The organism is Streptomyces sp. MS191, from assembly GCF_008042125.1.
Classification (GTDB): Bacteria; Actinomycetota; Actinomycetes; order Streptomycetales; family Streptomycetaceae; genus Streptomyces.
The window spans coordinates 87,573-101,323 of the sequence record NZ_RDBI01000054.1 but is presented as its reverse complement, the minus strand read 5'-3'; the positions used below and the strand labels follow the sequence as shown (position 1 = coordinate 101,323).

9 protein-coding genes are annotated in these 13,751 nt (G+C 71.3%); 1 reads left to right on the top strand and 8 read right to left on the bottom strand.

Features of this window, described 5'->3' with window-relative positions; genetic code table 11:
- Positions 1 to 59: 59 nt before the first annotated feature.
- Both pruA and EAO71_RS23475 read right to left on the bottom strand, forming a co-directional pair.
- On the bottom strand, positions 60 to 1,700 hold the full coding sequence (pruA, locus tag EAO71_RS23480; protein WP_147979808.1) for an L-glutamate gamma-semialdehyde dehydrogenase: 1,641 nt from the start codon (positions 1,698 to 1,700) through the stop codon (positions 60 to 62).
- Positions 1,701 to 1,730: 30 nt separating this feature from the next.
- Complete coding sequence (locus EAO71_RS23475; protein WP_147979807.1) at positions 1,731 to 2,657, bottom strand: proline dehydrogenase family protein; 927 nt, start codon at positions 2,655 to 2,657, stop codon at positions 1,731 to 1,733.
- Between the two features lie 196 nt (positions 2,658 to 2,853).
- On the opposite strand from EAO71_RS23475, the gene EAO71_RS23470 reads away from it, so the two are divergent.
- Positions 2,854 to 3,966, top strand: a complete 1,113-nt coding sequence (locus EAO71_RS23470) for a PucR family transcriptional regulator (RefSeq protein ID WP_147979806.1) — start codon at positions 2,854 to 2,856, stop codon at positions 3,964 to 3,966.
- Between the two features lie 34 nt (positions 3,967 to 4,000).
- On the opposite strand, the gene EAO71_RS23465 is transcribed toward EAO71_RS23470, so the two are convergent.
- The 6 genes from EAO71_RS23465 to EAO71_RS23435 all read right to left on the bottom strand — a co-directional run bounded on the left by EAO71_RS23465 (position 4,001) and on the right by EAO71_RS23435 (position 13,512).
- Positions 4,001 to 4,585: a TetR/AcrR family transcriptional regulator gene (locus EAO71_RS23465; RefSeq protein WP_147979805.1), complete on the bottom strand. Its 585-nt coding sequence runs from the start codon at positions 4,583 to 4,585 to the stop codon at positions 4,001 to 4,003.
- Between the two features lie 86 nt (positions 4,586 to 4,671).
- Positions 4,672 to 6,261: a phosphoglycerate dehydrogenase gene (gene serA / locus EAO71_RS23460; RefSeq protein WP_147979804.1), complete on the bottom strand. Its 1,590-nt coding sequence runs from the start codon at positions 6,259 to 6,261 to the stop codon at positions 4,672 to 4,674.
- Between the two features lie 270 nt (positions 6,262 to 6,531).
- Positions 6,532 to 7,533: a ketol-acid reductoisomerase gene (ilvC, locus tag EAO71_RS23455; RefSeq protein WP_147979803.1), complete on the bottom strand. Its 1,002-nt coding sequence runs from the start codon at positions 7,531 to 7,533 to the stop codon at positions 6,532 to 6,534.
- Between the two features lie 126 nt (positions 7,534 to 7,659).
- On the bottom strand, positions 7,660 to 8,184 hold the full coding sequence (ilvN, locus tag EAO71_RS23450; protein ID WP_147979802.1) for an acetolactate synthase small subunit: 525 nt from the start codon (positions 8,182 to 8,184) through the stop codon (positions 7,660 to 7,662).
- Positions 8,185 to 8,216: 32 nt separating this feature from the next.
- Positions 8,217 to 10,073 (bottom strand): acetolactate synthase large subunit, encoded by a 1,857-nt coding sequence (locus EAO71_RS23445; protein ID WP_147979801.1) that lies wholly within the window; start codon positions 10,071 to 10,073, stop codon positions 8,217 to 8,219.
- A 205-nt stretch (positions 10,074 to 10,278) separates the two neighbouring features.
- Positions 10,279 to 13,512: an EAL domain-containing protein gene (locus tag EAO71_RS23435; protein WP_261992306.1), complete on the bottom strand. Its 3,234-nt coding sequence runs from the start codon at positions 13,510 to 13,512 to the stop codon at positions 10,279 to 10,281.
- Between the last annotated feature and the right edge of the window lie 239 nt (positions 13,513 to 13,751).

Genomic DNA, 13,751 nt, shown 5'->3' with positions numbered 1-13,751 from the left:
GGCTACCCCCACATGGGCTGACGCCCCCCCGGGCCTCCGCGCGGAGGCCCGGGGGGGCGTCAGCCCATGTGGGGGTAGCCGTACTCGGTCGGCGGGACCAGCGTCTCCTTGATGGCGCGGGTCAGCGTCCAGCGCATCAGGTTCTGCGGGGCGCCGGCCTTGTCGTTCGTGCCGGAGGCGCGGCCTCCGCCGAACGGCTGCTGGCCGACGACGGCGCCGGTCGACTTGTCGTTGATGTAGAAGTTGCCCGCGGCGAAGCGGAGCTTCTCCATCGTGTGCGCGGTCGCGGCGCGGTCGCCCGAGATGACCGAGCCCGTCAGGGCGTAGTCCGAGACGGACTCCATCTGGGTCAGCATGGCGTCGTACGCGTCGGCGGAGCTGTCGTCGTAGACGTGGATCGCGAGGATCGGGCCGAAGTACTCGGTCGTGAAGACCTCGTTCTCCGGGTCGGAGCACTCGATGACGGTCGGACGGACGAAGTAGCCCTCCGCGTCGTCGTAGGTGCCGCCGGCCACGATCGTGCAGGTCTCGTCGGCCTTCGCGCGGTCGATCGCGGCCTTGTTCTTGGCGAACGAGCGCTCGTCGATCACGGCGCCGATGAAGTTCGACAGGTCGGTGACGTCACCCATCTTGATGCCGTCGACCTCGGCCGCGAACTCCTCCTTGAAGCCGTCGTTCCAGATGGAGGCCGGGACGTACGCACGCGAGGACGCCGAGCACTTCTGGCCCTGGAACTCGAAGGAGCCGCGGGTCAGCGCGGTCTTCAGGATCGCGCGGTCGGCGCTGGGGTGCGCGACGACGAAGTCCTTGCCGCCCGTCTCGCCGACGATGCGCGGGTAGGAGCGGTACTTCTCGATGTTGTTGCCGACCGTCTTCCACAGGTGCTGGAAGGTCTTGGTCGAGCCGGTGAAGTGGATGCCGGCGAGGTCGGGGTGGTTCAGGGCGACCTCGGAGACGGCGATGCCGTCACCGGTGACCAGGTTGATGACGCCCTTGGGCAGACCGGCCTCCTCCAGGAGCTCCATGAGGAGCACCGCGGAGTGGGTCTGGGTCGGGGACGGCTTCCAGATCACCACGTTGCCCATGAGGGCGGGGGCGGTGGGCAGGTTGCCCGCGATGGCCGTGAAGTTGAACGGCGTGATCGCGTAGACGAAGCCCTCCAGCGGGCGGTGGTCCAGTCGGTTCCACACGCCCGGGGAGTTCGCCGGCGGCTGCTCGGCCAGGATCTGGCGGGCGTAGGCCACGTTGAAGCGCCAGAAGTCGACGAGCTCGCACGGGGTGTCGATCTCGGCCTGCTGGACGGTCTTGGACTGGCCCAGCATGGTGGAGGCGGCCAGCGTCTCGCGCCAGGGGCCGGCGAGCAGCTCGGCGGCGCGCAGGATGATCGCGGCGCGGTCGTCGAAGGACATCGCGCGCCAGGCCGGGGCGGCGGCCAGGGCGGCGTCGATGGCCTCCTGGGCGTCCTGCTCGGTGGCGCCGGCGAAGGTGCCGATGACGGCCTTGTGGTTGTGCGGCTGCACGACGTCGACGCGCTCGCCGCCGCCCATGCGCTTGACGCCGCCGATGGTCATCGGCAGGTCGCGCGGGTTCTCGGCCAGCTCCTTGAGCTTCGTCTCCAGACGGGCGCGCTCGGGGGAACCGGGGGCGTAGCTGTGCACCGGCTCGTTGACCGGAGCGGGGACCTGGGTGACAGCGTCCATGAGTCTCGTTACTCCTTGTGAGAGGTGGGCTCAGCCCTTGGTGAGGATGGAGCGGGCGAAGAAGAGCAGGTTGGCCGGCTTCTCCGCGAGGCGGCGCATGAAGTAGCCGTACCAGTCGGTGCCGTAGGCCGTGTAGACGCGCATCCGGTGGCCCTCGGCGGCGAGACGGTTCTGCTCCTCGCTGCGGATGCCGTAGAGCATCTGGAACTCGTACTCGTCCAGCTTGCGCCCGGCGCGGCGGGCCAGCTCCTGGCCGATGGAGATCAGGCGCGGGTCGTGCGAGCCGATCATCGGGTAGCCCTCGCCCTCCATCAGGATCTTCATGATCCGGACGTAGGCCTTGTCGATCTCCGACTTGTCCTGGAGGGCGACGGAGGCGGGCTCCTTGTAGGCGCCCTTGACGATGCGGACCCGCGAGCCGTCGGCGGCGAGGCGGCGGGCGTCCTCCTCGGTGCGGAAGAGGTAGGCCTGGATGACGCAGCCGGTCTGCGGGAAGTCCTTCCGCAGCTCCTGGTGGATGGCGAACATCGAGTCGAGGGTGGTGTGGTCCTCGGCGTCCAGGGTGACCGTGGTGCCGATCGCGGCGGCGGCCTCGACGACCGGGCGGACGTTGGCGAGAGCGAGCTCGTGGCCGCCCTCCAGCGCCTGGCCGAACATCGAGAGCTTCACCGACATCTCGGCGCGCTCGCCGAGGCCCAGCTCCTTGAGTCGGCCGACGAGCTCCAGGTAGGCGTCGCGGGCGGCGTGGGACTGCTCGACGGTGGTGATGTCCTCACCGACGACGTCCAGGGTGACCTCCAGGCCGCGGCCCGTGATCTCCTCGACGATCGGGATGACGTGGTCGACCGTCTCGCCGGCGATGAAGCGGTCGACGACCTGCTTGGTCCCGGGGGCGGCCGACACGAAACGGCGCATCTTGTCGCTGCGCGACGCGGCGAGGATCACGGGACCCAGCACGGGGCACCTCCAGAAGGGCAGGGTGTCGAAAGAGGCTGATACCCGAACGCACGGAACGAATCGGGAACAGCACGGAGAACCACCGTGAAACCTAAGGATCGCTCCGATCCTGTGCCATCGACAGCTGTCACGCATCCGCGGACGGCATCTCAGACATTTGTATGAAGGCGGAGGCGCGGAGTGGGAGAATATCCGCGTGAAGGGCGATTACCAGGAGCTGGTGGACGAGATCTCCGGGCTGCTCGGCGCGCCGGCCACGCTGGAGAACCGGGATTTCGGACTGATCGCCTTCGGCGCCCACGACAGCGACGACGACACCGCGATGGACCCGGTCCGCACGCGCTCGATCCTGACCAGGAAGTCGACCCCGGCGGTCCGCGCCTGGTTCGAGGGCTTCGGCATCACCCGGGCGACGGGCCCGGTGCGCATCCCGGCGGCACCCGACGCGGGCGTCTACCGGGACCGGATCTGCCTCCCGGTGCGCCATCGGGGCGTCGTCCTCGGCTACGTCTGGCTCCTCGACGCCGAACCCGGCCCGACGCCCGCCCAGCTCACGGCGGCGATGGAGGTCGCCACCCGGATCGGCGGACTCCTCGCGGACGAGGAGCGTGCGGGCACGGACCTCTCGCGCGAGTTCGCCGCGGTCCTGACCGCCGGGCGCGGCTGGCAGAGCGACATGGCCGTCGCGGCCCTGCGGGCGGCCCTCGGGCCCAGCGCGGACGGCCTGCACACCGTCGTCTGCGTGGCCCCCTGGCAGGGCGAGGCCCCGTCGGTCCGGGCGGTGCCGGGGGCCGCGGCGGTCGCCACGCTGCCGGAGGGCGGCTCCCTCGCGGTCCTGGTCCGGCTGCGCACGGCCGAGGACCTCTCCCCCGCCGAGGCCGCGGCGGACCGGCTGCGCGGCGCCGCACCGGCCGGCATCGCGACGCCGCTGCGGGGGCTCGTGGGGCTGCCGGCGGCCTGGCACGAGGCCGTCACGGCGGCCCGCGCGGTCACGGCGCAGCCCTCGCTCGGCCCGGTCGCGCGGTGGGCGGGGATCGGCCCGTACCGGCTGCTCGCGGCGCTCCCCCACCCCGAGGCGGATCCCGTCGTCGCACCGCTGCTCGCCCCCGCCCACGCCGAACTGGCCCGCACCGCGGAGGTGTTCCTCGACAACGCCGGCCAGGCGGGCCGCACGGCGGCGGCGCTCGGAGTGCACCGGCAGACCCTCTACTACCGGCTCTCCCGGGTGGAGCAGCTCACCGGGCTGGACCTGGACGACGGCGAGGACCGGCTGCTGCTGCACATGTCCCTCAAGGCGGCCCGGCTGTGAGCGGTGCTCGTCGGTCGGGCCGGGGCCCTGGCCGTCAGTCCCGCTCGCCCATCATGATCCTGAGCCCCTCGGTCAGGTCGTCCGCCGTCGGGGCGGTCTCGGGGTCCACCACCCACTGGATCATCACGCCGGTGGCGAGCGCCTGGCAGAGCAGTCCGGCGACCCGGGCCTTCTCCGGGTCCGCCTCCGGGTCCAGGCCCAGGAACGCCTCCGCCATCCCGAGACGGCCTTCCCGCTGAGGCTCCTTGATCGCCTCGCGGAGCTTCTCGTCGTCGTCCAGGCGGGTGACGATCTCGGTCTGCAGCTTCCAGACCGGGCGGCTGGCCGCGGCCGCCGCGATGACCTGGTCCCAGACGGCGTGGAAGCGCTCGTACGGGTCGGCCGACGGCTCCTCGCGGTCCTCCCGCTCGCCGTCCGCCGGGCCGATCCGGTTGCCCCACTCCTCGGTCAGCGCGAGGAAGGCCTGCTGGAGCAGGGCGTCCTTGGAGCCGTAGTGGTAGCCGATGGAGGCCAGGTTGGTGCCCGAGGCGGCGACGATGTCGCGGGCCGTCGTACGGGCGTAGCCCTTCTCCAGGAGGCAGCGCTTGGCGCCGTCGAGCAGATCTTCGCGGTGTCCCATGACAGCACTGTACCCGGATCTTAGACGTCCGTGTAAGACGATCGTCTATGACCCGGGTACGGGTGCCGTCACGGGGACGGAGTGGCTCAGATCAGGTTGACCGAGCGGGCCGAGTTCGCGCCGATGGCCGCCGAGATCTCGGTCAGCACCGTCGCGGGGACGGTGTCGTCCACGGTGAGCACGACGAGCGCCTCGCCGCCCTCCTCGGTCCGCGAGACCTGCATGCCGGCGATGTTCAGACCGGCCTCGCCGAGGATCCGGCCGACGGTGCCGACGACACCCGGGCGGTCCTCGTAGCGCAGCACCACCATGTGGTCGGCGAGCGCCAGGTCCACGTCGTAGTCACCGACCGCGACGATCTTCTGCAGGTGCTTGGGGCCGGCCAGCGTGCCGGAGACCGCGACCTCCTCGCCGCTCGCCAGGGTGCCGCGCACGGTGACCACGTTGCGGTGGTCGGGCGACTCGCTCGACGTGGTCAGCCGGACCTCGACGCCGCGCTCCTGCGCGAACAGCGGGGCGTTGACGTACGACACGGTCTCGTCGACCACGTCCTCGAACACGCCCTTGAGCGCGGAGAGTTCGAGCACCTTGACGTCGTGCTGGGTGATCTCGCCGTACACCTCGACGTCGAGCCGCGCCGCGACCTCGCCCGCGAGCGCGGTGAAGATCCGGCCCAGCTTCTCGGCGAGCGGCAGACCCGGCTTCACGTCCTCGGCGATGACGCCGCCCTGGACGTTGACCGCGTCGGGGACGAGCTCGCCGGCGAGCGCGAGGCGCACCGAACGGGCCACCGCGATACCGGCCTTCTCCTGGGCCTCGTCGGTGGACGCGCCGAGGTGCGGGGTGCAGACGACCTGGTCCAGCTCGAAGAGCGGGGAGTCGGTGCAGGGCTCCTTCGCGTACACGTCGAGGCCGGCGCCGGCGACCCGGCCCTCCTTGAGCGCCGTGTACAGCGCCGCCTCGTCGACGATCCCGCCGCGCGCGGCGTTGACGATCCGGACGCTCGGCTTGACCTTGTGCAGGGCCTCGTCGCCGATGAGACCGAGGGTCTCCGGGGTCTTCGGCAGGTGGACGGTGATGAAGTCGGCGACCTCCAGGAGCTCGTCCAGGGCCAGCAGCTTCACCCCCATCTGGGCGGCGCGGGCCGGCTGGACGTAGGGGTCGTACGCGACGATCTTCATGCCGAAGGCGGACATGCGCTGCGCGACCAGGACGCCGATGCGGCCGAGGCCGACGACACCGAGGGTCTTCTCGCTGAGCTCGACGCCCGTGTACTTCGACCGCTGCCACTCGCCGTTCTTCAGGGCGGTGTTGGCCTGCGGGATGTTGCGGGCGGTGGCGACGAGGAGGCCGCAGGCCAGCTCGGCGGCGGTGACGATGTTGGAGGTCGGGGCGTTCACGACCATCACGCCGGCCTTGGTGGCGGCGGAGACGTCGACGTTGTCCAGACCGACGCCGGCGCGGGCGACGACACGCAGCTTCTTGGCGGCGGCGATGGCCTCCGCGTCGACCTTGGTCGCGGAGCGCACCAGGATGGCGTCCACGTCGGCGATGGCGGGGAGCAGCTCGGCGCGGTCCGCGCCGTTGCAGTGCCGGATCTCGAAGTCCGGGCCCAGCGCGTCGACGGTGGCGGGCGACAGCTCTTCAGCGATGAGTACGACAGGTTTCGAGCTCACGTGAGTCCTCACAGATCCAGTGCGGACGGCCGTCCCGACGGCCGCAGGCGGTGGAGGGGCTTGCCGCGTGAAAGCGCACGACGCTGTGGGCCTGACGCGAGTGTTGTTGAGCAGTGTAGTGGTGAGGCGGCGCTGTTCATGCGCCTCGTTGGCAGGATCACTCGTCCGTGGTTGGACGGCCTGTCCAACGATCGGGAGCGGGGCCGGACACTGTGTCGCGGCCCCGTTCCCCCCACGCCCCCAGGGGGCGTGGGGGGACTCCCGGGAGGCTTACGCCTCCTCGTCGTTCACCCAGCTCATGAGCTTGCGCAGCTCCTTGCCGGTGGTCTCCAGGAGGTGGTTGGCGTCCTGGGTCTTGTACTCGTTGTACTTCTTCAGACCCCCGTGGTACTCGGCCATCCACTCCTTGGCGAAGGTGCCGTCCTGGATCTCCGCGAGGACCTTCTTCATCTCGGCCTTGGTGGCGTCCGTGATGATCCGCGGGCCGGTGACGTAGTCGCCCCACTCGGCGGTCTCGGAGACCGACCAGCGCATCTTCTCCAGGCCGCCCTCGTACATGAGGTCGACGATGAGCTTCAGCTCGTGCAGGCACTCGAAGTAGGCGATCTCCGGCTGGTAGCCGGCCTCGGTCAGGGTCTCGAAGCCCGCCTTGACCAGCGCCGCGGTGCCACCGCAGAGGACGGCCTGCTCACCGAACAGGTCGGTCTCGGTCTCCTCGGTGAAGGTCGTCTTGATGACGCCGGCGCGGGTGCCGCCGATGCCCTTGGCGTACGAGAGCGCCAGCGCGAAGGCGTTGCCGGTCGCGTCCTGCTCGACGGCGGCGATGCACGGGACGCCGCGGCCCTCCTCGTACTGGCGGCGGACGAGGTGGCCGGGGCCCTTCGGGGCGACCAGGGCGACGTCGACGCCCTCGGGCAGCTTGATGAAGCCGTAGCGGACGTTGAGGCCGTGGCCGAAGAAGAGCGCGTCGCCCTCCTTCAGGTTGTCCTTGATGGACTCCTCGTAGACCTGGGCCTGGATCGGGTCCGGGGTCAGGATCATGATGAGGTCGGCCTCGGCCGCGGCCTCGGCGACGGAGACGACGCGCAGGCCCTGCTCCTCGGCCTTGGCCTTGGACTTCGAGCCCTCCTGCAGACCGACGCGGACGTCGACACCGGAGTCACGGAGGGACAGCGCGTGGGCGTGGCCCTGGCTGCCGTAACCGATCACCGCGACCTTGCGGCCCTGGATGATGGACAGGTCGGCGTCGTCGTCGTAGAACAGCTCGGCCACTGGAATCTCCTTGATGTGCTGGTGTTGCGTCCCACCGTACGGCGGGGAGCGGGAGGGAAGTCTTCGGGTCTCGCCAGGCGGACCGCCGGATGGGCCGGCGAGGACCGCCCGGCGGCCGGGGGTCGGTCAGGCGCTGCGGTCGAGGGCCCGCAGGGACCGGTCCGTGATGGACCGGGAACCACGCCCTATGGCGATCGTGCCGGACTGCACGAGCTCCTTGATGCCGAACTGCTCCAGCATCTTGAGCATCGCCTCGAGCTTGTCACTCGAACCGGTGGCCTCGATGGTGACCGCCTCGGGCGAGACGTCCACGGTCTTGGCGCGGAACAGCTGGACGATCTCGACGATCTGGGACCGGGTCTCGTTGTCGGCGCGGACCTTCACCAGCACGAGCTCGCGCTGGATCGCAGCGCTGGGCTCGAGTTCGACGATCTTCAGGACGTTGACCAGCTTGTTGAGCTGCTTGGTCACCTGCTCCAGGGGCAGGTCCTCGACATTGACCACGATGGTGATGCGGGAGATGTCGGGATGCTCGGTGACACCGACGGCGAGCGAGTCGATGTTGAAGCCGCGGCGGGAGAACAGGGCGGCGATCCTGGCCAGGATGCCGGGGGTGTTCTCCACCAGGACGGAGAGCGTGTGCCTAGTCATGTGCGTCGTACCTCTTCCTACGGCTCTTCGTCTCAGTCGTCTTCGTTGTCGCCGAAGTCGGGGCGGACGCCCCGGGCGGCCATGACCTCGTCGTTGGAGGTGCCGGCGGCGACCATCGGCCACACCTGGGCGTCCTCGTGGACGATGAAGTCGACGACGACCGGGCGGTCGTTGATGGCGTTGGCCTCGGCGATGACCTTGTCCAGGTCGGCCGGGGACTCGCAGCGCAGCGCGACACAGCCCATGGCCTCGGACAGCTTGACGAAGTCCGGGATGCGGGTGCCCTTGGAGGGCTCCAGGCCGGTCGCGTCCGGGCCGGAGTGCAGCACGGTGTTGGAATAGCGCTGGTTGTAGAAGAGGGTCTGCCACTGGCGGACCATCCCGAGGGCGCCGTTGTTGATGATGGCGACCTTGATCGGGATGTTGTTCAGGGCGCAGGTGACCAGTTCCTGATTGGTCATCTGGAAGCAGCCGTCGCCGTCGATCGCCCACACCGGGCGGTCCGGCTGGCCGGCCTTGGCGCCCATGGCGGCGGGGACGGCGTAGCCCATCGTCCCGGCGCCGCCCGAGTTCAGCCAGGTGGCCGGCCGTTCGTAGTTGATGAAGTGCGCGGCCCACATCTGGTGCTGGCCGACGCCGGCGGCGTAGATGGTGTCGGCGGGGGCGAGTTCGCCGATGCGCTGGATGACCTGCTGCGGCGAGAGGCTGCCGTCCTCCGGCAGGTCGTAGCCGAGCGGGTAGGTCTCGCGCCAGCGGTTCAGGTCGCTCCACCAGGCGGTGTAGTCGCCCTTGACGCCGTCGCTGTACTCGGCCTGGACGGCCTGGACCAGGTCGGCGATGACCTCGCGGGCGTCACCGACGATCGGGACGTCGGCCGCGCGGTTCTTGCCGATCTCGGCCGGGTCGATGTCGGCGTGGACGATCTTGGCGAACGGGGCGAAGCTGTCCAGCTTGCCGGTGACGCGGTCGTCGAAGCGGGCTCCGAGGGCGACGATCAGGTCGGCCTTCTGCAGCGCGGTGACGGCGGTGACCGCACCGTGCATGCCCGGCATTCCCACGTGCAGCGGGTGGCTGTCGGGGAACGCGCCCAGTGCCATCAGGGTGGTGGTGACGGGGGCGCCGGTGAGCTCGGCGAGGACCTTCAGCTCGGCGGTGGCACCGGCCTTCAGGACGCCGCCGCCGACGTACAGGACGGGCCGGCGGGCGGCGGTGATCAGCTTCGCGGCCTCGCGGATCTGCTTGGCGTGCGGCTTGGTCACCGGGCGGTAGCCGGGCAGGTCGGTCTGCGGCGGCCAACTGAAGGTGGTCTTCGCCTGCAGGGCGTCCTTGGCGATGTCGACGAGGACCGGGCCCGGGCGGCCGGTGGACGCGATGTGGAACGCCTCGGCGATCGTCCGCGGGATGTCCTCGGCCTTGGTGACCAGGAAGTTGTGCTTGGTGATCGGCATCGTGATGCCGCAGATGTCCGCCTCCTGGAAGGCGTCCGTGCCGATGGCCTTGGAGGCGACCTGGCCGGTGATCGCGACCAGCGGGACGGAGTCCATGTGCGCGTCGGCGATCGGGGTGACCAGGTTGGTCGCGCCGGGGCCCGAGGTGGCCATGCAGACGCCGACCTTGCCGGTGGCCTGCGCGTAGCCGGTCGCGGCGTGGCCCGCGCCCTGCTCGTGGCGGACCAGGATGTGGCGGACCCGCGTGGAGTCCATCATCGGGTCGTACGCGGGGAGGATGGCGCCGCCCGGAATACCGAAGACGGTGTCGGCCCCCACTTCCTCGAGAGAACGGATGAGGGACTGCGCACCCGTGACGTGCTCGACAGTGGTGGCGGTCGGTCCGCCGTTACGGGCCCGCGGCTGCGGATGGTGCCCGGTGGCCTGCTCGGTCATCAGCATTCTCTTCTCGAAGCAGAGGGTTTTTGCGAGGGTTTGGGGTGAGCCGGTGCAACAAAAAACCCCTCGTGCCGGGAGGCAAGCGAGGGGAGCGCGTCGGGAGCTTTCTCAGCGGGGCCTTGATGGCCCTGCTTCAGCCGACGCGCTTTCCAAGTACGAGAATTCGGGTGCGCATGGCACTGACCCTCTCCCCGACGCACTACCAGTGTCAAGTGGGTGGGACAGGCGTCTCATTATTTGAGCGGATCGAGGGATGGTTTCCGGCCGTCGCGGCGGTCGCCACGGGTCCGCCCGCACCCCCGCTGAGCACCGGCAACGCGGATGCGCCGGGAAGCGGGTACTCGTCCCGGACGAGCGCGCGGCGGAGCCGGTACTCGTCCAGCGGGCCCGAGAAGGCCATGCCCTGGCCGTGGGTGCAGCCCATGGTGCGCAGGGCCAGTACCTGCTCGGGCACGTCCACGCCGTCGGCGACGGACTGCAGCCCGAGGTCGCCGGCGATCCGGAGCAGTCCGCTGGTGATCTTGCGCAGCCGGGCGGACTCGACGACACCCTCGACGAGGCTCCGGTCCAGCTTCAGGACGTCCACGGGGAGGCGCCGCAGGGCGTTGATGGCCGCGTAGCCGCTGCCGAAGCCGTCCAGGGCGATCCTGACACCCAGCCGGCGCAGGGCCACCAGGCGCTGCTCCAGCTCGTCGAAGGAGGTTCGCGGGTCGTTGTCCGCGAGCTCGATCATCAGGGACCCGGACGGCAGCCCGTGCCGGGTCAGCAGGGCCTCGACGGAGTCCAGCGGGAGCGAGCGGTCCAGCAGCCGTCGCGCGGAGAGCCGGATCGAGACCGGGGTGAAGTGGCCGAGGCCGGCCCGTTCGGCGGCCTGCTCGACGGCCTCCTCCAGGATCCAGCGGCCGAGCTCGGCGGTGCGTTCGCCCTCCCTGATGCTCGCCGCGTCGGCGACCCGCAGGAACTCGGCCGGGGTGAAGAGGATGCCCTGGGCGGAGCGCCAGCGGGCCTGGGCGGCGACGGCGGTGATCCGGCCGGTGGACAGGTCCACCACCGGCTGGTGGAGGAGGGCGAACTCGCCGTCGTGCAGGGCGGTGCGCAGCCGGGCCGCGAGTTCGGTCCGACGGACGACGTCGGCCTGCATCTGCGGGGCGTAGAGCTCGACGCGGTCCTTGCCGCCGGCCTTGGCGCGGTACATGGCGAGGTCGGCGTTGCGCAGCAGGTCCCCGGCGCTGATCCCGGGCTCGGCGAAGGCGACTCCGATGGAGGCCGCGACCCGCACCTCGCGCGCGCCGTCGAGTCGGTACGGCTGCGAGAGCGTGAGGCGCAGCCGGTCGGCGATCTCCTGGACCTGGCTCTCGCGGGCGGCCCGGTCCCGGCCGCCGTCGCCCAGGATGAGGGCGGCGAACTCGTCGCCGCCGAGTCGGGCGGCGGTGTCCCCGGCGCGCACGGAGTCCTGGAGTCGGCGCGCAGCCTGGACGAGGAGCTCGTCGCCCGCCTGGTGGCCGAGCCGGTCGTTGACCGCCTTGAAGCCGTCGAGGTCGATGAAGAGCACGGCGGTACCGGGGTCGGAGGAGCGCCGTCCGGCGAGCGCGCCCCTGACCCGCTGGGTGAACAGGGCGCGGTTGGGCAGGTCGGTGAGCGGATCGTGCTCGGCGTTGTGCTGGAGCTGGGCCTGGAGCCGGACACGTTCGGTGACGTCCCGGCTGTTGAAGAGCAGCCCGCCCTGGTGGCGGTTGACGGTGGACTCCACGTTGAGCCAGTCGCCGCGGCCCGAGCGGAAGCGGCATTCGATCCGGGTGGTGGGTTCCTCCGCGGGGGGCACGGCAAGGAAGCGGCGCACCTCGTGGACCACGCCGCCGAGGTCCTCGGGGTGGATGAGGGAGGCCAGCTCCTCGCCGATCAGGTCCTCGGCGTCGCGTCCGTAGACCCCGGACGCGGCGGGGCTGACATAGCGGAGCACCCCGGTGGGCGCGGCGATCATGATGACGTCGCTGGAGCCCTGCACGAGGGACCTGAAGTGGTTCTCCTTCTGAGCCAGTTCGTGGGTGAGGGCGATGTTGTCCAGCAGCATGATGCCCTGCCGCACGACGAGGGCGAGCACGACCGTGCAGCCGGTGAAGACGACCACGCGGTCCACCCGCCGTCCCTCGACGACGTTGTACAGGATGCCGAGCGTGCAGACGGCGGCGGCCAGGTACGGGGTGAGGGCGGCGAGGGATCCGGCGACGGGCCGGCTGGGCAGCCGCTGGGCGCGCGCGGCGGGGGCCGTGGTGTCGGGGCCGCGGCGCGCGCCCCAGGGCGCGTAGGCGAGGAGCAGGGAGCCGGCGAACCAGCCGGCGTCGAGGAGCTGGCCCGAGGAGTAGTTCTCGCGGAGCAGCGGTGACGTGAACAGCGCGTCGCAGAGCACCGTGAGGGCGAGTGCGGCGATGGCGGTGTTGGTCGCCGAGCGGTTCACCTGGGAGCGGCGGAAGTGCAGGGCCAGGACCATGCTGACGAGCACGATGTCGAGCAGCGGATAGGCCAGGGAGAGGGCGGCGCGGGCGACGCTCTCCCCCTCGAAGTGCGTGGTGTGCGCGAGGGCGAGGCTCCAGGAGAGCGTCAGCAGGGAGCCGCCGATGAGCCAGGCGTCGAGGGCGAGGCAGACCCAGCCGGCCCGGGTGACGGGCTTCTTGGCGAGGACGAGCAGGCCGACGATCGCGGGCGGCGCGAAGAGGAGGAAGAACAGGTCGGCGAAGGACGGGCTGGGCACCTCCTGGCGGAGCACGACCTCGTACCAGCCCCAGACGGCGTTGCCGACGGCGGCCATCCCGGAGGAGAAGGCGAAGAGCAGCCAGGCGGGGCGGAAGCGGTTCTCGCGCACCCGGGCGTAGAGGAAGCAGGAGACGCAGGCGGCGAGCGCGGCGACGCTGAGTCCGAAGTCGCCCATGAACATGGCCAGTTCCACGGAGCCCCAACCGAGGGCGGCTCCGGTGGCGTAACCCGCGCAGACCAGCCCGAGGACGATCTGGGCCACGACCGCGCCGACCCCGGTGCGGGCGGGGCCGGCGGTCCGGACGGCGGGGGCGTCGCCGCGGCGGCGCGACCCGGCCCCATTCCGGGCCAGGCCACCCGCTCCGTCGACCCCGACGGGCCCACAGGCGCCGACGGGCCGCCGGGAGAGCGGAGCCCCGACGCCCCGCCGGGAGGCACGATGAGTACCCCGGGCATGCTTCTCGGCCGGCGGGCCCTGGCCGGTGTCGGTGCCGTCGGCACCCGTGACTCCGGAGGCGGCGGTGCGGGCGGTGCCGGCGGTCCGGACGGCGGGGGCGTCGCCGCGGCGGCGCGACCCGGCCCCGGCCGCGACGGCCCGGAACCGCACGCGCCCGCCTCCCGCGCCCCGGGAGCCGACGGCACCGACACCGGCCAGGGCCCGCCGGCCGAGAAGCATGCCCGGGGTACTCATCGTGCCTCCCGGCGGGGCGTCGGGGCTCCGCTCTCCCGGCGGCCCGTCGGCGCCTGTGGGCCCGTCGGGGTCGACGGAGCGGGTGGCCTGGCCCGGAATGGCGTGGCCGCCGCCCGTCGAGGTCGCGGGGCGTGCGAGGGTCGCCGACGGCGGTCCCGCCGCGTCGGATCGTCGGTCCATCGGCCGCACTTCACCCGCCACCCCCCTCGGTACCTGATGACCCTTCACGTTGCTCCCCG